This window comes from Labrys sp. WJW (genome assembly GCF_001676615.1).
GTDB classification, from domain to species: Bacteria; Pseudomonadota; Alphaproteobacteria; order Rhizobiales; family Labraceae; genus Labrys; species Labrys sedimenti.
Genome location: NZ_LYXZ01000001.1, coordinates 340300 through 361270 on the forward strand (window position 1 = coordinate 340300; position 20971 = coordinate 361270).

The 20971-nt window shown below is 62.8% G+C and carries 19 protein-coding genes and 1 pseudogene; 5 read left to right on the plus strand and 15 right to left on the minus strand.

Annotated features, from left to right (window positions below; genetic code table 11):
* Positions 1-3 precede the first annotated feature (3 nt).
* On the minus strand, positions 4-744 hold the full coding sequence (locus BA190_RS01460; RefSeq protein WP_068281626.1) for an ATP-binding cassette domain-containing protein: 741 nt from the start codon (positions 742-744) through the stop codon (positions 4-6).
* Positions 745-1107: 363 nt separating this feature from the next.
* Here BA190_RS01460 and BA190_RS01465 point away from each other — a divergent pair, with 363 nt between their 5' ends.
* Together BA190_RS01465 and BA190_RS01470 are read left to right on the plus strand one after the other, a co-directional pair.
* Positions 1108-2301, plus strand: coding sequence for a Gfo/Idh/MocA family protein (locus BA190_RS01465; protein WP_068281627.1), 1194 nt, complete (start codon positions 1108-1110; stop codon positions 2299-2301).
* 30 nt (positions 2302-2331) lie between these two features.
* Positions 2332-3333, plus strand: coding sequence for a Gfo/Idh/MocA family protein (locus tag BA190_RS01470; RefSeq protein ID WP_068281628.1), 1002 nt, complete (start codon positions 2332-2334; stop codon positions 3331-3333).
* A gap of 167 nt (positions 3334-3500) precedes the next feature.
* Here the strand turns inward: BA190_RS01470 and BA190_RS01475 are convergent, their stop codons facing one another.
* The 5 genes and pseudogenes from BA190_RS01475 to BA190_RS01495 form a co-directional block, all read right to left on the minus strand.
* Positions 3501-4316 (minus strand): HpcH/HpaI aldolase/citrate lyase family protein, encoded by an 816-nt coding sequence (locus tag BA190_RS01475; protein ID WP_068281629.1) that lies wholly within the window; start codon positions 4314-4316, stop codon positions 3501-3503.
* Positions 4317-4326: 10 nt separating this feature from the next.
* The gene (locus BA190_RS01480; RefSeq protein WP_068281630.1) at positions 4327-5763 is read right to left on the minus strand and encodes an NAD-dependent succinate-semialdehyde dehydrogenase; all 1437 of its coding nucleotides are present in this window, start codon (positions 5761-5763) and stop codon (positions 4327-4329) included.
* A 2-nt stretch (positions 5764-5765) separates the two neighbouring features.
* Positions 5766-6773, minus strand: coding sequence for an inositol 2-dehydrogenase (gene iolG, locus BA190_RS01485; protein ID WP_068281632.1), 1008 nt, complete (start codon positions 6771-6773; stop codon positions 5766-5768).
* Positions 6774-7114: 341 nt separating this feature from the next.
* Positions 7115-7870 (minus strand): annotated as a pseudogene (locus tag BA190_RS01490) (carboxymuconolactone decarboxylase family protein); the annotation flags it as partial.
* 150 nt (positions 7871-8020) lie between these two features.
* Entirely contained in the window at positions 8021-9010 is a 990-nt protein-coding gene (locus BA190_RS01495; protein WP_068281634.1) for an aldo/keto reductase, read from the minus strand.
* A 187-nt stretch (positions 9011-9197) separates the two neighbouring features.
* Between BA190_RS01495 and BA190_RS01500 the strand changes: the two genes are divergently transcribed.
* The gene (locus BA190_RS01500; RefSeq protein WP_068281637.1) at positions 9198-10127 is read left to right on the plus strand and encodes a LysR family transcriptional regulator; all 930 of its coding nucleotides are present in this window, start codon (positions 9198-9200) and stop codon (positions 10125-10127) included.
* A 130-nt stretch (positions 10128-10257) separates the two neighbouring features.
* On the opposite strand, the gene BA190_RS01505 is transcribed toward BA190_RS01500, so the two are convergent.
* Genes BA190_RS01505 through BA190_RS01515 form a run of 3 tightly spaced genes read right to left on the minus strand, consistent with a single transcriptional unit; the run spans position 10258 to position 12495 of the window.
* A complete protein-coding gene (locus BA190_RS01505) occupies positions 10258-10557 on the minus strand; it encodes a hypothetical protein (protein ID WP_156771316.1) in 300 nt (99 codons plus the stop codon).
* 58 nt (positions 10558-10615) lie between these two features.
* A complete protein-coding gene (locus BA190_RS01510) occupies positions 10616-11395 on the minus strand; it encodes an ATP-binding cassette domain-containing protein (protein WP_068281643.1) in 780 nt (259 codons plus the stop codon).
* Between the two features lie 2 nt (positions 11396-11397).
* On the minus strand, positions 11398-12495 hold the full coding sequence (locus tag BA190_RS01515) for an ABC transporter permease (protein ID WP_202908411.1): 1098 nt from the start codon (positions 12493-12495) through the stop codon (positions 11398-11400).
* A gap of 344 nt (positions 12496-12839) precedes the next feature.
* On the opposite strand from BA190_RS01515, the gene BA190_RS01520 reads away from it, so the two are divergent.
* Positions 12840-13850, plus strand: a complete 1011-nt coding sequence (locus BA190_RS01520) for a LacI family DNA-binding transcriptional regulator (RefSeq protein ID WP_068281646.1) — start codon at positions 12840-12842, stop codon at positions 13848-13850.
* Between the two features lie 152 nt (positions 13851-14002).
* On the opposite strand, the gene BA190_RS01525 is transcribed toward BA190_RS01520, so the two are convergent.
* From BA190_RS01525 to BA190_RS01550, 6 genes are all read right to left on the minus strand, one after another.
* Positions 14003-14938: a sugar ABC transporter substrate-binding protein gene (locus BA190_RS01525; protein ID WP_068281647.1), complete on the minus strand. Its 936-nt coding sequence runs from the start codon at positions 14936-14938 to the stop codon at positions 14003-14005.
* Between the two features lie 333 nt (positions 14939-15271).
* On the minus strand, positions 15272-15583 hold the full coding sequence (locus BA190_RS01530) for a MocE family 2Fe-2S type ferredoxin (RefSeq protein ID WP_068281649.1): 312 nt from the start codon (positions 15581-15583) through the stop codon (positions 15272-15274).
* 2 nt (positions 15584-15585) lie between these two features.
* On the minus strand, positions 15586-16626 hold the full coding sequence (locus BA190_RS01535) for a sterol desaturase family protein (RefSeq protein ID WP_068281651.1): 1041 nt from the start codon (positions 16624-16626) through the stop codon (positions 15586-15588).
* A 12-nt stretch (positions 16627-16638) separates the two neighbouring features.
* Positions 16639-17430: a 3-methyl-2-oxobutanoate hydroxymethyltransferase gene (locus tag BA190_RS01540; RefSeq protein WP_068281653.1), complete on the minus strand. Its 792-nt coding sequence runs from the start codon at positions 17428-17430 to the stop codon at positions 16639-16641.
* 142 nt (positions 17431-17572) lie between these two features.
* On the minus strand, positions 17573-18808 hold the full coding sequence (locus tag BA190_RS01545; RefSeq protein WP_068281655.1) for an NAD(P)/FAD-dependent oxidoreductase: 1236 nt from the start codon (positions 18806-18808) through the stop codon (positions 17573-17575).
* A gap of 169 nt (positions 18809-18977) precedes the next feature.
* A complete protein-coding gene (locus BA190_RS01550) occupies positions 18978-19898 on the minus strand; it encodes a LysR family transcriptional regulator (RefSeq protein WP_068281657.1) in 921 nt (306 codons plus the stop codon).
* 88 nt (positions 19899-19986) lie between these two features.
* On the opposite strand from BA190_RS01550, the gene BA190_RS01555 reads away from it, so the two are divergent.
* Complete coding sequence (locus tag BA190_RS01555) at positions 19987-20970, plus strand: TIGR03571 family LLM class oxidoreductase (protein ID WP_068281659.1); 984 nt, start codon at positions 19987-19989, stop codon at positions 20968-20970.
* The last annotated feature ends 1 nt before the right edge of the window (position 20971 follow it).

A 20971-nucleotide genomic window follows, 5' to 3' on the forward strand; every position in this document is an offset into this window, starting at 1 on the left:
ACCTCACGCTGCCTGGATTGCGCCGGTGATGAGACCCGTAACCTCTTCGGGCGAGGTTGCGGCTATCGGCTTGTCCGCCACTTTGTGGCCGCGCCGCATGACGATGACGCGGTCGCAGACCTCGAAGACGTCGGGCATGCGATGGGAAATCAGCACCACCGAAATGCCGGCGTCGCGCAGGCGATGGATCAGCCCGAGGACCTCGGCAACCTGCCGCACGCTGATGGCGGCGGTGGGCTCGTCCATCAGCACGATCTTGGCCCGTGACAGGCGCGTGCGTGCAATGGCAACCGCCTGGCGCTGCCCCCCCGACATCTGTCGGACGAGGTCGCGGGGGCGGGTTTCCGATTTGAGCTCGGCGAAGAGCTCACCCGCCTTCTTGATCATCGCGCCGTGATCGAGCCAGCGCAAGGGACCCACGCCCTTCTTGATCTCCCGGCCGAGGAATACGTTGGCGGCGGCCGAGAGGTTGTTGCACAAAGCGAGGTCCTGATAGACGACCTCGATCCCCTTGGCCCTGGCCTCCACCGGCTTGTGGAAGTGCACCACCTCGTCGTCGAGCCTGATCTCGCCGGAGGTCGGAGGGAAGTTGCCGGCGATCAGTTTGACCAAGGTGGATTTGCCGGCGCCGTTATCGCCCATCAAGCCGACGATCTCGGCCCTGCCAATCGTCAATTCGACGTCTGTCAATGCCTTGATGGCGCCGAAGCTCTTTGAGACTGACTTCAGCTGCAGCAATGTCATGCCTCGCTCCCTCTTTCTTTTCTTGTTGCTCTATTCATGACGCATCAGCCGGCAGATGCCACCGGAAAAAGGCAGCCGCCCGGGCTGGAAGAGCATCGATTTCATGGGGATCGAAAGATCCGTCGCTCGGCGATCCTGCTGGAAGCAAGGATGCCTTCGTGACGCCTGGCACGCATTGCGAATTCCCCGTCCTGCTGCAGTTGTTATTATTTTTGCAATTTCTATTTCATTTTCACATTGATTGCAACAATTATTGCAAACGCAGCGCAGCCGTCAAGAGCAATTGAAATGATAATTGACTGAATTTTATTTTATCAATAATCATTGCGAAAATCGCGCTGACAGGCGCAATGGGAGGAAGCCATGACAGCCAGGCAATCTCGGAGTGAGGCCTATCCCGCCGCCGATCGTCGTTTGAGGCTCGGCTTCGTTGGCGGCGGGCGCGGTGGCCAGGTCGGCGCGTGGCACGCCGCCGGCGCGCGTCTCTCCAATCGGTGGGACATCGTCGCAGGAGCCTTGTCGGCCGACCCGGCTACGGCCCGGGCATCGGGCCGGGAGTGGTTCCTGGCAGACGACCGCATCTATGACGATTATCGCATCATGGCGCGGCACGAAGCCGCCCGCCCGGATGGCATCGATGCGGTTTCGATCTGTACCCCCAACCACACGCACTACGAGATCGCCCGCGCCTTCCTCGAGGCGGGCGTCAACGTCATCTGCGACAAGCCCCTGACCACGAGCCTGGAAGATGCCAAGGCCCTGATGACCCTCGAAGGGGATACCGGATTGGTCTTCGGCGTGACTTACGCCTTCGCGTTTCACGCCATGGTACGGCAGGCGCGGCACATGGTCCTCGAAGGCAGGATCGGGCGGATCCGCCAGGTCCATGTCGAGTATTTCCAGGAATGGTCCTGCCTGGAAGAAATGCCGGCCGGCGGAGAGCTCCCCTGGCGCCAGGATCCGGCAAGGGTCGGCAAGGCGTCGGCGATCAGCGACATCGGTACGCACGCCTTTCATCTCGCGAGCTATGTCACGGCCGAACCGATCGTCGAGCTGAGAGCGGATCTGCATGTCTGCGGCCCCGCGCGCGGCCTGGAGGACACAGCCTTCATCAATATCCGCCTTGCCGGCGGCGCCCCCGGTACGCTCCTGGTCACGCAGGTCGCGCCCGGCAATTATTGCGCCCTGCGCTTGCGGGTCTATGGCGAGCGCGGCGGCATCGAATGGGATCAGGAAAAGCCCGAATATCTTCGGGTCAGTTATCTCGGGCAACCGGACGAGGTGATCGTCCGCGGCAAGGAAGGCGCGATGCTGCCTGGCGTTGGGAAAATGTCCACGCTGCCGAGCGGGCATGGCGAGGCGCTCAGCAATGCCTGGGCCAATCTCTACACCGAATTCGCCGTGGCGATCGAAGCGAGAGCCGCCGGGCATTCATTGCCGGCGGGGATGCTCGAATTTCCCACTGCGCTGGATGGTGCGCGCGGCGTGAACTTCATTCAGGCCGCGGTGGAATCTCATGAAAAGGGCGGTGTCTGGACGCCGTGCTGGCTGTCCTAGCGCCCTGCTATCGAAAATCGGGAGGAAGAAATGAGCGTCAAATTGGGGATCGTCGGCGTTGGCGTGATGGGCGCCGATCATGCCCGCACGATCGCATCGCAGGTGGCCGGCGCCAGCATTCGCAGCATCTACGATGCCAATGCCGAGCGCGCCAGGCAGATTGCCGACGAGGTCGGCGCTACCGATGTTGCCGGCGACCCTCTCCGTCTCATCGGCGATCCTCAGGTCGATGCCGTGCTGATCGCCTCGCCGGACAGCACCCACAAGGAGCTGTCCCTTGCCTGCATCACGGCCCGCAAGCCGGTGCTGTGCGAGAAGCCTCTGGCCTCGACCTCGCAGGAATGCCTCGAACTGATCGATGCCGAGACGGCCGCAGGCGTGCGCCTCGTCCAGGTCGGCTATATGCGCCGGTTCGACCCATCCTATGCCGCGATGAAGGCCCAGCTCGCGGCGGGCCAGCTCGGCAAGCCGCTGCTGTTTCATTGCATCCATCGCAATGTCGCCGCGCCACCCTGGTTCGATGGCGGCATGGCCATTGCCAATTCGGCCGTGCACGAATTCGACATCATACGCTGGATGCTTGCCGGCGACCTGACCGCCATTTCGGTGTTCCGGCCCGGCAAAGTTTCTACCCAAACGCCCGGCGCGCCCGTCTTTCTGGTGCTGGACGGGCCTGGTGGCACCCTGGCGACCATCGAGGTCTTCAACGATGCCGCCTATGGCTACGACGTCAGGGGCGAGCTGGTGTGCGAGAAGGGCACGATCGAGCTGCAGCGGCCGGTGCATGCGCTCGTCAACCACGCTTTGTCGCAGGGGGCGAGCTATCCGCTGGACTGGCGCCCGCGCTTCCAGGATGCCTACCGCCTGCAGGCGCAGGGATGGATCGACAGCATCAGGAGCGGCAAGCCCACGGGCGCGAGTGCCTGGGACGGATATGCCGCCACCCTCGTGGCCGAGGCAGGCTTGCGGTCGCTCGGATCCGGGCGTCGGGAAGAGATATCCACTACGCCCATGCCCGGCCTCTATGGCTGATACCAACTTGCATAGAGCCTCGCTCACCAGCTCTGTCGTTGCGAACGAAGCGAAGCAATCCAAGGGCCGTAGACTTTGTGCCTTCAAGTCCCTGGATTGCTTCGCTTCGCTCGCAATGAGGGGTCAGCCTTTATATGTCCTGGCATGAGGCCTTTGCAGGTTCGCGATCAATAGGCCGGTTTCACCGCCGGGGACGCCGAGGCCGGCTTGCCATTGAGCTCGCGAAAGCGTGCGACGCTGGCCTGCGCGGCGGCGGCGAGCAGCCTGGAATCGCCCGACACTGTGGTCATGTCAAAACCCCAGGCGATGGCGCGCGTGGCATAGTCGGGCGTACCGCAATGCAGAGCGGCGATTTTGCCCGATTTCTTGCATGCCGCGACGATCTTCTGCAGGGCGTCGATCATCTCCGGCTCCTCGCGGTCGAAACCCGGCGCCAGGCGCCCCTGGTGCAGGCTGAAGGTGAGATCGGCCGGCCCGACATAGATACCGTCCAGTCCGGGCGTGGCGGCGATCGCCTCAAGATTGGCCATGGCCTGGGCGGTTTCGACCATGGCGAAACCGAGGATCTCGTCATTGGCTTCGGCCGCATAGTTGGCGCCGGCCGAGAAGTTGGCCCGCGTCGGGCCGAAGCTGCGCTGGCCGTGCGGTGGATAGCGGATATAGCTGACGAACTCGGCTGCCTGCTCGGCAGTGTTCACCATCGGGCAGATGATGCCATAGGCGCCGGCGTCCAGTGCCTTCATGATGATACCAGGCTCGAGCCAGGGCACGCGCGCCATCGGGACGACGCCGGAAGCGCGCATGGCCTGCAACATCGGCAGCAGCGTGGAATAGTCGAGGGCGCCATGCTGTACGTCCACCGTAAGGCTGTCATAACCCTGCGCGGCCATGATCTCAGCGGTGAACGGGTTTCCGATCGAGAGCCAGCCATTGATGGTGGGCCGCCCTTCGGCCCAGCTCTGCTTCAGCCTGTTCCTGATCAACGGTGCCTCCTCAAAATACGATCTGGGCCAGCTTGGTGTCGAGATAATCGGCGATACCCTCGGTGCCCCCCTCGCGCCCCATCCCTGAATATCGGGTGCCGCCGAAGGGAGCCTCGGCGGCTGCCAGGGCGAAGCTGTTGATGCCGACCATGCCCGCCTTCAACTCGGCGACGGTCCGCCTGGCGCGCGCTGGGCTGCGCGTGAAGGCATAGGCGGACAATCCCATGTCGCTGGCATTGGCCCGCGCGATAACTTCGTCATCGGTGGAAAACGCAGCGATGGCGGCGATCGGCCCGAAATTCTCCTCGGCGAACACGCGCATGCCGTCCTCGACATCGGTGAGTACCGTGGGCTCGAAGAAGAAGCCGGCGTTGAAGGCAGAAGGCGTGCGGCCGCCGCAAGCCAGCCGGGCACCGGCCTTCTCGGCCTCGGCGACGATGGCCTCGATCTCGCTGCGACGCCTGGCATTGATGAGAGGCCCCATCTGCGTTTCACCGTCGAGGCCGTCACCCAGCCTGAGGGCGCCGGCCCTGGCCACGAAACCCTGCACGAAGGCGTCGTGCAGGCTCTCATGCACGAAGAAGCGATCGGGGGTCACGCAAACCTGGCCGGCATTGGCGTATTTGGTCGGCACCGACAGGGTGAGGGCCAATTCCAGGTCGGCATCCTCATGGATGATGAGAGGGGCATTGCCGCCGAGCTCCATCGAAACCTTCTTCACCGTTTCGGCGGCATCCCGGATCATCTGCTGCCCGACACGCGTCGAACCCGTCAGCGAAACCTTGCGCACCGCCGCGGAAGCCATGATCGGATCATAGGTCGTACTGGTCGGGCCGACGACGAGGCTCACGACGCCAGCGGGGATATCCGCTGCCCGAGCGCAGTCGACCATGACCATGGCCGTTCCCGGTGTCTGGCCGGAGGGCCTGACGATGATCGAGCAACCGGCTGCAAGCGCCGGTGCGACCTTGCGCGCGACCAGGGCAGCCGGGAAGTTCCAGGCCGTGAAAGCGGCGGCGATGCCGACGGGCTCGTGCAGAACCTCGAAGCGTCCGCCGGGCACCCGGCTCTCGATGACGCGGCCATAAATGCGGCGCGCCTCTTCGGCGTACCAGCGGAACTGGTCGGTGGCGAGGCCCCATTCGCGCTCGGCCTGCACAAGGGGCTTTCCGGTTTCGCTCGAGATCATGCGCACGGCATCGGCCTTGCGGCGGAGCATCTCGTCAGCGACCCGATGCAGGGCGTCCGCGCGCTCGAAGGCTGTCTTCGATTTCCACAGCGCAAAGCCCTTGGCAGCGCCGGCCAGGGCCTCTTCAGTATCGGCGGAAGTCGCGAGCGGGACTTCGCCCAACGCGCGCTCGTGGACGGGGCTGATGACCGCAGAGCTGCCCTTGTCGGAGGCCTGGCGCCATTGGCCGTCGATGAAAAGGCCGAAATCCTGATACATGCTCACCCGACCTCGCTGGTGTTCACCGGCCGTCCCTCGCGGATCGACCGACCGGCCGCTTCGGCCAGGACCAGGGCCGCACGGCCATCTGCAAACCCGACTTCCGGCGCCGTGGCGTTTTCGACCGCGTCGACGAAGGCGCCGATCTCGGCATTGAAGGCTTCCGCATAGCGTTCGATGAAGAAGTCGAGATAGGGCGCTCCGCGGGCCGTGAATTCCGCGGCGTAGCGCACGCAATCATGGGTCCGGCGGTTTTCCGAAATGGCCATGCCCTTGTTGCCGAAGACCTCGACACGCTGGTCATAGCCATAGACGGCCTGCCTCGAATTCAAGATCACGCACTGCTTTCCCGAGGGCGTGGAAAGAACCACCGAGACGGTGTCCCAGTCCTCGCAGCGTGCCATCAGCCCCGGATTGACGAGGCGGCTTCCGACCGCGCTCACCGTTTGCGGTTCCTCGCCAAGGAGGAAGCGGGCCATGTCGAAATCGTGGATCGTCATGTCGCGAAAAATGCCGCCCGATACCTCCATATAGGCGGCCGGCGCCATTCCCGGGTCGCGGGAGGTGATGACGATCTGGTGTACATCGCCGATATCGCCATTTGCGATCGCCGCCTTCGTCGCCCTATGCGTGGGGTCGAAACGCCTGACGAAGCCGAGCATGATGGGCACAGACGTCTTGCCGATGATGCTGGCGCAGCGATCGACCCTTTCCAGGCTCAGGTCGATCGGCTTCTCGCACAACACCGGCTTGCCGGCCGCCACGGCCTTTTCGATGTAGTCGGCATGCGTGCTGGTGGAACTGGCGACGAGCACGGCGTCGACCTCCTTGGAGGCAAAAACCTCGTCGTCGGTGGCGAAGACGGGTACTGCTTCTCTGGCTCCCACCTCGGCGGCAGCTTCCCTTGAAACGTCGAAGACACCCGAGAGCCGGGTCCTGGGATGGGCCCCGATATTGGCAGCATGCATCCGTCCGATCCGTCCGCATCCCAATACGGCAATCCTGAGCACGGAAATCCTCCCTGATTTTTTGCAATGATCATTGCAAAAAATATAGATTGTCAACAAGCAATGCGGATTATTTTTGCGGCATGCCGGTGCCGCCCTGCCCTAGCCTCCCGCAGAGAGGGCGGAATGCGTTGGTCGCTTCCGGGCAACGGGTTCAGGCCCCGGGCGACACGGCCTCATTCGGGACGCACGCATCCACAAAACCGGTGCCAAGAGAGGCGGCGGCAAAATCAAGGAAGCCAGTGCGGGTCTCGCGGGCCCGCAGCCTCGGTGAGATCCGGCTTGCACCTGTCCGGTAACATGATCGGCCGGCCCTTCCCTGCCTCTCAGCGTTGCTCTTCCCGGCGAGAGGCAAACACCTTTTCCAGCACGGGAATGGCAGACATGGCGCGAGGCCAGCCGGCATAGAAACCGAGATGCGCAGGTATCTCGGCGGCTTCCGCCTGCGTCAGGCCATTGTCCATGGCGCGATTGGCGTGGAAAGGAAGCTGTTCGGGCTGCCCGATGGCGATGAGGGCAGCGACGGTGACGAGGCTGCGATCGCGCAGCGATAGATCGGGCCGCCGCCACAGATCGCCGAACAGGACGCGATTGGTCAACTCAGCCAACACCGGAGAGGTCGGCCCTACCGCGCCCTTCACCGCGCTGGCGCGAGCCGCTTCCGCCTCTGCATCCAGCTCAATCGGCGCGGCATGGCCGTTGGCGGCAGCGCCGATCCCGCGCGCGTCGAAGACCTTCCTTGCTTCGCCGACAGCCGACATCGCGTTCGGCCAGCCGGAATAGAAGGCCAGCTGGGTGATGAGTTCGCCGATCTCCTCCGGCTTCACGCCATTGTCCAGTGCACGAGCGACATGGCTGCCGATCTGCGCCATCTTTCCAGTCGAAACCAGGGCCGCGACCGTAATCAGGCTACGGTCGCGCGGAGGCAGTTCGGCGCGTTTCCAGACCTCGCCGAACAACACGTCGTCAGTGAAGTGACCGAGGCCCGGAGCGACCTCGTAGACGACTGCGGGCGCAACACGCTCGCGGTGAGGTTCCTGGGCCTCGGCTCCGGTCGCGGCCAGCGCTGAAATGGCGATGGATGCGGTGATCTTCTTCATGGAGGGACCTCGTTGTTGTTCGATACACAGTAGCGGCTAAGTCGGCCTTCAGGCCTTCCCTGGCGAGCGGAGCGCGGTCTCGTCCGCAAGGCCGCTCGCGGCGCCCGCGATGACGACGACCGTTCTCGGCTCGATTGTGTAGACTGCCCTTCAAAGCCCCGTCGTCTTGAGAAGCTGCTCGGGATAGCGCTCTCCTTCGATCCGGATTGCGGCTGCGGCAGCCTGGATTTCGGAAAGGTCTGCAGCCGTCAGATCGACATCGACAGCACCGAGATTCTCTTCGAGACGACTAAGCTTGGTGGTACCGGGAATCGGCACGATCCAGGGCCTTTGTGCCAGCAGCCACGAAAGCGCAACCTGTGCGGGTGTGGCGTTCTTGTCGGCTGCGATCCGTTTCAGAAGATCCACCAAAGCCTGGTTTTTTGCCATCGCATCGGGCGTGAAGCGCGGCAAAATACTGCGGAAATCGCCATCAGCGAGCTTGGTGTCCTTGTCCATCGCACCCGTCAAGAAGCCCTTGCCGAGCGGGCTGTAGGGCACGAGGCCAATCCCCAACTCCTGACAGGTTTCCAGGATCCCGTTCGTTTCAACGCCCCGCGTCCAAAGCGAATATTCGTTTTGCAAAGCGCTCACGGACTGAACCGCATGGGCGCGACGAGCGGTCTGCGCACCCGGTTCCGACAGTCCGAAGTGCTTTACCTTGCCGGCTGCGATCAGTTCCTTCACCGCACCCGCCACGTCTTCGATCGGCACGCCGGGATCGACCCGATGCTGGTAGAAGAGATCGATCTGCTCGACACCGAGCCGCTTGAGGGATGCGTCGGCAACCGCCTTGATGTGATTGGGCCTGCTGTTCAGCCCCGACTGCTTGCCATCGACGATGTTGAAGCCGAACTTCGTGGCGATCACGACCTGGTCGCGAACCGCACGCAGCGCCTCGCCGACCATTTCCTCGTTTGTGAATGGTCCGTAGACCTCCGCCGTGTCGAAAAAGGTGACGCCGCGATCCACCGCCTGGCGGATCAACGTGATGCCCTCCTGCTTGCTGAGCTTGTGGGCGTAGCCGAAGTCCAACCCCATGCAGCCATAGCCGAGAGCCGAAACCTCAAGGCCGCTTTTGCCAAGCATACGCTTTTGCATGTCTTCTCTCCTTTTCAAAAAAGGGGCGCGCCACAGGCCGGCGCTCGACCGCCACGATGACAAGAGCGCGTTCGGCGCCGGCAGGTGGAAGCGTGTTCCTGCCGGCTCCCTTTTTCAAAGAATAGGACTGGTGCATTACCTTCATTAGATGCAAAATTGCGTATAGGCCTATATCGGATTTTCATGAATGCATCGCAGCGAGTACGGCGATCTTGCCGCTTTCCTGACCGTCGCCGAGGAACGCAGTTTCACCCGCGCCGCTGCACAATTGGGCACGTCCCAGTCTGCGCTGAGCCATACCGTTCGACGCTTGGAGGAACGGCTGGGGCTGCGCCTCCTCAGTCGAACGACGCGGAATATTTCGATGACCGAGGCCGGGGCCAAGCTATATGCCGCACTGACTCCCGCCTTCGATGATATTCGCGGCAGCTTGGCCGTCCTGGACGAATTGCGCGAGAAGCCGGCCGGCACGATCCGCATCACTTCGAGCCGGAGTGCCTCCGATGCCATCCTGATGCCTGCGGCTCGCAAGCTGATGGTGGATTACCCCGACCTCAACATCGAGATTTCAATCGACCAGAGGCTTACGGACATTGTCGGGGACGGTTTCGATGCCGGCATCCGCCTGGGCGAGCAGGTCGAGAAGGACATGATCGCCGTGCGGATCTCCCCGGACTTGCGGATGGCGGTCGTCGGGTCGCCGGGTTATTTTGAAGTGCACCCCAAGCCCCAAACGCCCCACGACCTGACCAGCCACAACTGCATCAATCTGCGCTTGCCCACCAAAGGCGGGCTCTATGCCTGGGAATTCGAAAAGAATGGCAGGCCGCTCAATGTCAGGGTGGAGGGGCAATTCACCTGCAACGATGTTCTGTTGATCATCGACGCAGCATCGAATGGGCTTGGACTTGCCTGCCTGCCTGATGACATGGTGAAGGATCCCATCTCTGCCGGGCAGCTTGTCCGGGTGCTCGAAGACTGGTGCCCCCCCTTTCCCGGATATCACCTCTATTACCCGAGCCGGCGGCAACACTCGGCTGCCTTTGCCCTTTTTATCGAAGCGCTGCGCTGGCGAAGCCCGAGAGACTTTCCCTTGGCGGCAGAAACACGGGCCTAGATAGCGAAGGTCGAGCGGTCTGAGCAGCGGCAACGAAGCGCAGGCACACCATCGCCGGCATCGAAACTCAATCCAAGCACATGTTTACGCATTCTCCTGCCGGCCATCGCTGCCGACGAACGGAGAGTGATCACGACCGTTCGACAAAACACCGACGTGGAAGACGGAGATGGAAGCGGATCTCCTGCTTGAAGACATCGCGGAAATCCGCAAAGCAGCGGAATCCAAACAGCCTCACGAGGCGGCTGACGGCCGATGTCGGGATGCCGCAAGCCTTTGCCATGTCACGCGCCGAACCCAAGGCGACCTGAAGGCGATTGTCGAGAGCATAGTCCATGGCCGTTTGCGCCCAGGGTTTCAACCCTACGCGCATTTCCGCAAACCGCTGGCACAGTTCGGCAAGGTCTCTTGGGTGTTCGGCTCGTTCCATGTCCTGCACCGCATATTGGCTATTTGCGTGAGATCGAGCGGAGCGACATCGATCTCGCTCAGACGCGGCCCCGCAAGGAGCTTTCGAGCTCGACGAGTTCCTGGCCACCGGCCATCAGGTTCTGCAATTCATCGTGGCTGACTTCGCCGCGCAGCGCCGTACCCAGCGTCTTGCCGTGATTGAGCACCGTGAAGCGATCGCCGATCGCCAGGGCATGGCGGACATTATGGGTGATGAACACCACGCCCACCCCCTTGGACCGCACCCTGTCGATCGTGGCCAGGACGTTCGCGGTCTGCCGCACGCCCAACGCGGAGGTAGGCTCGTCCAGGATCAGGACACGGGCACCGAAATAGACCGCCCTCGCGATTGCAACCGATTGCCGTTCGCCGCCCGAAAGCGTTCCGACCGCCTGCCCGGGTTCGCGCAGACGAATGCCCATGCGCGTCATTTCCTCCATGGTGACGCGATTGGCCGTCTCGAAATCGTAGAAACGAAACGGGCCCAACCTCTTGCTGGGCTCCCGGCCCAGGAAGAAATTGCGGGTCACCGACATCAGGGGGATCATCGCCAGGTCCTGGAAAACGGTGGCAATGCCCCCATCGATGGCATCGCGGGCACCGGCGAAGGCAACGGACTTGCCGTCGAGCAGGATCTCTCCCTTTGTCGGCCTGTGCACGCCGGACATCGTCTTGATCAGTGTCGACTTGCCTGCGCCATTGTCGCCGAGCAGGCAATGCACCTCGCCTTCCTTGATGGCGATGCTGACACCGGCCAGCGCGATCACCATGCCGAAATGCTTCTCGATGTTCTTCAGCTCGAGGATCGTGTTCGCCATGTTCAGCGCTCCCCGGTGATGATGCGGCGGATATAGGTGTTGAGGACGACCGCGACCAACAGGATGAGCCCCAGGAAAACCCGGAACAGGGAGCTTTCGACGCCCGCAAAGAAAAGCCCCTGCTGAACGACGCCGAAGATGATGGCGCCCAGGGCCGCACCGGCCACGGTGCCGTAGCCACCTGTCAGCAGCGTGCCGCCGATCACTGCGGCGATGATGGCCTCGAATTCCTTGAGAAGCCCGCGATCGGCCGCCGCGGACCCGAATTCGAGCACCTGGCAGGCCGCCAGAACCGTGGCGCAGAAGGCCGTGAGCATGAACATGCAGATCTTCACGCGCCCGACGGGAACACCGACATTGCGCGCGGCATTGGCATCACCGCCGGCGGCAAAGATCCAGCTTCCGAACACGGTGCGGGTGAGAACGACATGGGCAACGATGGCCAGGCCAAGCGCCCAGACCATCAGCATCGGGATGCCGTCGACGATCGGTTGGCCGGCCTTGGGGCCTGCCTTGAAGGTGCCGATCGCGCCATGCTCGGCCAGCCAGACAAACAGGCCTTGCAAGATCTTGCCTCCGAAGACCGGCGCCAGCCAGTCGCCGGCGGATGCGGCCTTGAGCCCGCCGATGATGGTCGAGCCGTTGGTCAGGATCGGGATGTAGGTCGTCAGGCCGCGCAGGATGAAGAGTGCCGCCAGGGTGACGATGAAGGAGGGCAGTCCCGTGCGCAGGATCAGGAAGCCGTTGAGCGCCCCGATCGCCAGCGAAACGGCGAAGGCCGCGAGAATTGCCAGCCACATCGGAAAGCCGAACGAGGTCGACAGCAAGGCGATCACGATGCCGGAGAAGCCGATCATCGAGCCGACGGAAAGATCGAACTCGCCCGCAATCATCAAGAGACAAGCGCCGACGGCAATGATCATGAACTGAGCCGAGACCGTGCCCCAATTCATCACCCCTTCCAGGGAGAACATTCCGGAGGCAGGCGCGACGACCAGAAAGAACAAGAACACGGCGATCGTGCCGCAGATCGCTCCGAGTTCGGGCCTGATCAAGGCCCTGCGAAATGGCGAGACGCGACGCAGTCGGGCATCGGCCATGAGCGGCGTGGCCCCCTTGGGGTCGTTCATTACTTCCTCCCTGATCCGTCAGGCGGACAAGCCGTCTGAACCTTCGAAAGTCAGCCTTGTAATTTTTGCCGGTCGGAACGGCGTTCGGCTGTAATCAGTCGAGTTTGCTTTGGAGCTGTACGGAACGTCAGCCCGAAACATCTTCCAGGATCCTCGCATCCCACCATGGATGCCCGGTTCGCTGCAGTTTGCCCGCTGAGATCTTCCTGTCCGGGCATGGGATCATGGTAGGAAGAGGCCCCTTCCCAGGCGACAACAATTATGATCATATTTGATCAAGAGACACGGAACAGCCCGTCAATCCGGGAGCTGCGATGAAAAAGGCGACGTTGGCGGACATTGCGCGCGAAGCCGGGGTCGGAACCGCGACGGTCGAGCGCGTCCTGAACTCGCGCGGCAATGTCACGCCTGCCACCATTGAAAAAGTCGTGCAGGCCATGCGCCAGCTCGGCAGCACCCGGGCCCTCCCGCAGAAATATAGCGGTGTCCTGCGTGTCGAGGTCCTGATGGTGCGTCGCGAAACGCCCTTCTTCACGCGGTTGAACGAAGCTTTCATCCGCATCTCGGAGTCGCTCGATCCGAGCATCCTGCTACACCGCACCTTCGTGGACGAGAACGCCCCTGCCGGCGTGGCCCAGCGGATCGCCGAGCCCGGCTTTCGCCGGGTCGGGCTGATCATCGTCGCTCCCGACCATCCCGAGGTCAGGGCCAGGCTCGCCCAGGAGCGCGAAAAGGGCGTCGCCATCGTCCAGATCGTGTCCCGGATCGACGGCTCCCACGATGCCTTCGTCGGCATCGACAATTATGCGGCGGGCCGAACGGCCGCCATGCTGATGGCGAGAATGCTGAAAGGCTCCTCCGGGCATCTGGCTGCGCTTTGCCACAGCGGCGTCTACGAAGTGCACCGGGAACGCATCCGCGGTTTCTCGGACTACCTCGCCGAGCATGAGGGCGGTGGCCTCCTGTTCTCGGAAACGCTGTTCGGGCTCGACCAGGACCAGCGATCGGCCGAGGTTCTCGATACGGCGCTGAAGCGCGATCCCGAGATCGTCGGCCTCTACAATGCGGGTGGCGCCAATGCCGGCGTGGCCTTCGTGCTGGAACGCCGCAAATCCGCCCCGCCCCTGATGTGGGTCGGCCATGAACTGACGGATGAATCCCGGCTCTGGCTGCAATCGGGATTGATGGATATCGTCCTGGACCAGGCTCCGGAGACGCAGGCCCGGCGCGCCATCGATACGGTCTTGAGGAAGATCGGCTTCATTACGGCCGAGGTCAGTTCCGAACCCGTACGGTTCTATACGATCACCGCCGAGAACCTCTAAAGCGCTTTGCGATTTGGCGGAATCGCCAAGAATCGCAAAGACGCGCCCAACCAAAAAGTGAGAGCAATGCGGCGTTTCCGTCTAAACGCGCTTTGCTATTGGGGCCATGAGCGGGGGCCAGCATACGCCCCCGCTTTTCGCGCGATAATTGATCAGCGATATTTGCCGGCCAGCGCCAGGACCTGATCGATATTGGCCTTGGTGATCAAGCCGGGCCCCGAGGCGACGTCGTTCGCCTGCAGCACGCCGTAGCGCGCATAATTCGTCAGAACGGTGACCGCGTCATAGCCCTGCAGGAAGGGCTGCTGGTCGATGGCGACCTTGACCGTGCCATCCTTCATGGCTGCGACGATATCCCTGCTGAGATCGAAGCTTGCGAAGTAATATTTGTCGCCAGCGCCCTGGTCCTTCACCCATTTGATCATCGGATCGGCACTGGTCGGGCCGAGCGTCAGGATGGCCTGGGTGTCGGGATGTGCCTTGAGGAAGGCCGCCGAACGATTGACGACGTCATTGGGATCGGTGCCGGAATCGATCTCCTGGTCGCCAAGTGGCACGCCGAGCCCATCGGCGAAGCCCTTGCAGCGCTGGTGCGAGACCGGGTGCTGGTAGAAATGGTTCACGCACAGGAAACTCTTGACCTGCGCGGCCTTGGCCTGTTCGCCGGCAGCCTTGCCGGCGTCATATTCGGCCTGGCCGATATAGCGCAGCGCACCGATCTTCTTGGCGATCTCGGCCGAGCCGGAATTCACGATCACTACGGGAATGCCGGCAGCAACGGCATTGGAGAGCGGGTCGCTCACGATATTCTCGTCGGGAACCGTGGCGATGATGGCCGTCGGCTTCGACGCCGCCGCCTGATCTATCAGCCGTCCCATTTCGGAGAGATCGCCGCCAGTCGGATTGCGAAATTCGATCTTCACGCCGAGCTGATCCGCGGCCAGTTGGGCCGAATTGCGGATGACGTTGAAGAACGAATCCGATTCCGACCAATGGCCGACGAACACGATCCGTTCCGCAGCAAAACCGGATGCGGTCGACATCAACAGCGCGCAAGCGCCGATGGCGGCCTTGAGCCATGCCTTCATTGAACCCTCCCTTGGATCAGCCGGCCCGTTTGTGTTCGGTATGGAGCCGCGCTCAGTTGTTCAGTTTAGAGGGGCTCCAAGGCTGCTCAATGCATGATTTGATCAAATTTGATCTTGGCCGGAAGGCTGTCCAAGCTGCCCAGAGCAAAGCGCGTTTACACGTAACCGCTGCTTTGCTTTCGTGTCTTGTTTCGACGCGTCTTTGCGATTCTTGGTGACTCCATCAAATCGCAAAACGCTATGGGGCGAGCGAGGAATGGCGCCATTGAAAAAGGCCGGTCACGCGAGGTGCCGGCCTTTGCATTCGAATGAAAGCGCCAGGGGCTGACAACCTTACAAGCGCACCCTCACATCAGTACCATCCGTCTCGGCCTGATATGTCTTCAGATTGACGCAGGGCGGCATCCGCAACGCCTCCCCGGTTCGATAGTCGAAGGCGCCCGAGTGCTTCGGGCATTCGATCTCGTAGTCCATGACCAGGCCATCGGCCAGATGAATGGCCTCATGGGTGCAGAGCCCGTCGGTGCAGAAGACCTCGTCGCTAGGCGAGCGATAGATCGCATAGGTCCTGCCGCCATGGTCGAAGCGAATGACACCCTCAGCTTCGATGTCGGCAAGCTTGCAGGCGGTGATCCAGTCGGCCATCTCTATGCTCCTGCCTGGTCTGGATTGGACTTCTTGGCCTCGGCCTTCGCATTGAGGCGGGCTTTCTTCTTCTCGTAGCGAACCTGCATCTGCCTCTCGCCCTCCTTGCTGCCGTCGTGGAACGTGCCGAACCAGCGATCGAAGGGGATCAGCCCGTCGCCATAGTTCACCTCGAAATATTTGTGGTGGAGGTAATGGATATAGGCATGGCTATCGACGGCGGTGTCCTCGCCCAGTTCCACCTTGTCGAAGCCGACATGGCCGGGAATGGCGCCAAAGCCGGCGAAATGCAGCTGGTAGAGCGCCATGATCGGGTTGGATGGAATGATCAGGTGCCAGAACATGGTGCCGAGATAGCAGAACTGCTCGACAGGATGCATCGAGAGGGACGACCAGGGCGAGGGATTCACCGAATTGTGGTGGACGGAATGCACCCATTTGTAGAGTGGTCCCCAATGGATCGCCCGGTGCAGCAGGAAGAAATGGGTCTCGTGGATGATCGGCACCAGAAGCGCGAGCACGAACAGGTAGATCGGGTTCTGTGCAAAGGCGAGCCATGGCACCCAGCCATTGGCGAAGGCCATGAGCACGAACACCTCGATGCCCGTCCAGATCGGCAGGCCGGTGCCGAAGGTGCGCAGCATGTTGTCGACATTCTGGCGCTCGAAGAAGAAGGCCTTCGAACGCTGCTCGGCCGGAAACTTTCCGTTATATTTGAAGCGATTGCTCTGGCTGCGCAGAACATAGAGCTTCAGTTCGAAGGCCCCGAAGAACAGGAAGACGGCGACGACATTGGCGGCGAAGAGCTTCAGCACCCAGCCCCAGGCCAAAGTCTTCATCACCTCGGGTTCAGGCAGGACAAAGTACCACCAGCCGACGACCGAGAGCGCGAACAGGACGTTGTAGGGGAGAAAATAATGTGGCAGCCACTTCAGGAGTTTCAGCGACTGCGGCGGGAACACGAAGACCGGCGCGGTTGAGGCAGGCTCGTTCGGAGCCCAGTCGCCGCGCTTGTTGCGCGCGCCATAGGAAAGGTCGTCCATGACGGCCTCCTTTCAGAGCTTGTTGGAAAGGGTCAGGAAACGTTCGAAGGCGTCATCGTCCATGTCGACCTGATGCCCGGCTTCCGGATAGGCGCCATTCTCGACATCAGCGGCAAAGGCCTGGAACGCCATCACTCGCTTTTGCTGCAACTCCGCCTCGAGGGCAGTGAAATCGGCATATTTCTTCGCGTGACGGGGGTAGTGCCCGGTATTCGTCCCCAGCACATCGGACGAAAACAGATATTGCGTGTCGCAGGCCGATCCACATCCCATACCCATCGTGATCATCGGGGTTGAACGCGTGATGAAGTCGGCAAGGCGCACGGGGACCACCTCGACTTCGATGAAGGCCGCTCCCGCATTCTCGATGTCCTTGACGGCGCGCATAACCTGGGCCGCTTCTTCGGCTTTCCTGCCGATGGCACGGAAATTCGTCCAGGTCGCTCGATTTGGCACGAGGCCGACATGGCCGGTGACCGGGATGCCTTCACGCGCCATGGCCTCGATGAAGAATGGAGAGTGCGAGCAGTAGACGGCATCGGCACCGCGGCGCAGGATCTCGAAGCCGAGCCGGATGGCGTCCTGGGGCGAAGAGACCGAGCCATGCGGCATTCCGGCCGACAGGAAAGCGCCGGGCGCGGCCTTGCGCACGGCTTCAAGTTGATGATCGGGCTCACAGGAAAGAACCACGATACCCGCCGCCTGCGCGGCGGTGGCCTCGGCCGGCGTATCGACATGCAGTTGCACCCACTTTTGCAGGCCTTTCTGGCTCCGCAGATCGTAAACCGACGGCCGACGGTCCATCGCCTTGCCTCCCTTTTTCTTGCATTGATGATAGCCGGCGTACCGAAAGCCGTCGCCGGATTACTTGATCAGAATTGATCAGGCGCTCGCGACCTCCCTGGTCGCATATCACCGCCTCGGCCCTGCAGGCCGACCGGCGTGGTCACGCCGCAAGCAAGCTCTTCAGATTGACCTTCGGCGTCGACAGGGCATCCACCGAAGGCCTGGCACGCCTGGCGATCAACATCTCCGCCAGGCGGATGTCACGGGCCACCGCATTGCCAGGCCCGATGCCACTCGCCGCAACGAGACGGCCCGATTCATCCAGATGAAACTGCAGAACGGCATTTGGTCCCAGATCGCGCCGCACGAGCGAGCATCCCTGATCGACCAATCCGGCCACCTGGAGACTGAGATCATATTGATCCGACCAGAACCAGGGCACGGCGGAAATCGCGTCATCGGCGCCAAGCATGTTGCGGGCCGCCAGCGCACCATGATCCTGCGCATTGCGCCAGGACTCCAGCCTCACCCGCCGGTTGTCATAGACCGGCAAGGGGAACGAACAGCAATCGCCGCCGGCGAAGATCGACGGGTCGCTGGTGCGAAGCCGGGCATCGACGGCTATGCCGTTTTCGATCGCCAACCCGGTTGCTTCGGCAAGCTCCGTCGCCGGCACGGCACCGACACCGGCGACCACGAGATCGGCAACGATCTCCTGTCCGTTCGCCAAACGCAGTACGACCTGCCTGCCCCTGTCCTGCAAGGACAGGATAGGGATCCCGCACACCAGTTGGACGCCAGCCGCCAAATGGCGCGCCTCCACCATACGGGCGATCTCTTCAGGCACGCCCCGGCTGAGGATGCGTTGCTGAACTTCGATCAGCGTTACGCCCGCACCGCGCTGGATTGCGCTGGCTGCGAGTTCCAATCCGATGAAACCGCCGCCGATGATGGCGATCTTCGCGCCGGGCCGGAAATGGCTGCGCAGACGCTCTAGGTCTTCGAAGCGACGCAATGTCACGCAGTGATGAACGGCGTCGCCGGGAAGCGCGATGCGCCGCGCATGCGCACCGGTGGCGAGCAGGAGCCTGTGATAGGCAAGGCTCCGGCCATCGGACAGATACACCTGCCTTGCCATGCGGTCGATGCCCTGCACCTTGATACCGGTGAGGCACGTGATTGCAGAAGCCTCGAAGCGAGCGGCGGTGGCGATGGTCTTGGGACCGGGCGCAGCCTCGCCGGTCAACGCATCCTTGGACAAGGGCGGCCGCTCATAGGGAAGATGGACCTCCTCGCCGATAAGCGTCACCGAGCCCGTGAAGCCAAGTTCGCGCAGTGCGAAGGCAGCCCTGCAGCCCGCCTCGCCCGCACCGATGATGACCATATGCTCGCTCATGGTTCCATTCCGCCTTCGCCGGCGACGCGATGGCGTCTTCTCCGTGCCACGAAATGTGCAGGAAAACCGATTGGATTGAACGAGGAGTCTTGATCAGATTTGATCACCCCAATGGGCTGGCACTCCTCCGCGGTCCTGCCGTCAGCATTCCAGCCCAGGCACCTCTTCGTCACGCCACGGCCGCGTCCTTGCCCGTGATGAACGCCGTCAGGCGCGGACAAATGAAATCGAGGAAGGCCCTGACGCGATAGGGCAGATGCGGGCCGCCCAGATAGAGGGCATGGATCTGTTCCTCGTCCCCCTCGACCGCCTCCGATAGAACCTCGACGAGGCGGCCGGCCGCGATATCGGCCCGGACGTGATATTCGCCGAGCCGCGCCAGCCCGGCTCCCGCCACTGCCATGCGCCGAACGGTCTCTCCATTATTGGCAAGCAGGGGCCCGCCGACGACGCGATCGACGATGCGCGCCCCTTCCCGCAACGGCCAGACCGGCGCGGCCCGCCGGAAATTGAAGCCGAGGCAATTGTGCCCGGCGAGATCCTCTACGGTCCTGGGCTCGCCCCGGCGCTCGACATAGCGCGGAGCAGCAACGATCTTGCGCCGGGCTACGCCGATGCGGCGGGCGACCATGGCCGAATCCTGCAGCGTGCCGACCCGGAAGGCGACATCGGTACGGTCGAGATAGAGATCGACCATCTCGTCGGACAGGGAGACATCGACGACGATATTGGGATGGGCCGCCCAGAACGCCGGCAGCAGCGGTTCCAGGCCCAGCACGCCCAGGGCGACCGAGGCGTTGACCCGGACGGTGCCGCCGGCACTGGCCGCGCCTTGGGACAGGCCGCGCTCGATCTCGTCCAGTTCCGCCAGCAAAGCGAGGCTCTTCTCATAGAAGATCTGCCCCTCGGCCGTGAGCGACAGCCGGCGCGTGGAACGCTCGAGCAGGCGCACGCCCAGGCGCTCCTCGATGCGGCCGATCAGCTTGCTGACCGTCGAGGGCGTCATCAATAGCAATCGCGCCGCTTCGGAGAAGCTGCCGCTCTCCACCACGCGCAGGAAGACCTGCATCTCGCCGACGCGATTGTCCATGCGAGGCTCCGCCTATGAACTAGTTTCATAGATAATGTGGAAGGCGAGGCAATTATCAAGTCGGATCTGAAGAGATACCTAGCCACTCATGAAAAAGATTTCCGCATTGGAGTTGATCCGCAAGCCGGATCACATGACCCTCGGCATCGAGTTGCCGCTCGACAATGACTGGTCACCTGCCGGCGAGGCCCGGCGGGCAGCGCAAGGGCGCCCGCGCGGCGTTCCCGATCTCGATGCGCAGACCGATCTCGTCCGCAAGGCCGACGATCTCGGCTTCTCGGCGATCTGGATGCGCGACGTGCCTGTCTTCGACCAGGTGAACATGGGCGATGCCGGCTCGGTCCACGATGTCTTCACCCTGCTCGGCTTTCTCGCCGGCGTGACCCGCAAGGCGGCCCTCGGTACCGCCGCGGTCGTCCTGCCGATCCGCCATCCCCTGATGACGGCCAAGGCGGCGGCCTCGGTGGACGCCCTCTCCGGCGGCCGCCTGATCCTCGGTGTGGCCTCGGGCGACCGGCCGGTCGAATATCCTCTGCTCGGCCTTGATTTCGAGACCCGTGGGGAAGCTTTCCGGGAGGCGGTCACCTATCTGCGTGCGGCCTGGCAGCCCGGCGGCCTGCCGGTGAACGGCGAGCGTGTCCCTGCGCTGGACCTGCTGCCGAGGCCGGTGCAGCCGACGATCCCTTTGGTCGTGGCCGGCCAGGCCCGGCAGGACGACGCCTGGCTCGCCGCCCATATGGACGGTCGCTTCGTCTATCCGGGCAGCCTCGACAAGACGGCCCAGCAGGCGCGCGGCTGGGCCGACGCGACGGCCGGGCGCGGCGCCTTCATCAGCGCATTCCATCTCGACCTGCTCGGCCGGGCCGATGCACCTGCCACGCCGATCCGCTTCGGCGCCCGCGTCGGCCGCGAGGGCCTGGTCGCGCATTTCAGGGCGCTGGCTGCGGCAGGCATCGACCACATCGCCATCAATCTGCGGCAGTCGGCCCGCCCGCTTGCCGAAGTCCTCGAGGAACTCGCATCGGATGTCATGCCGATGCTGACCAGGAACCCCGCGGCGCTGGCCGCCTGAC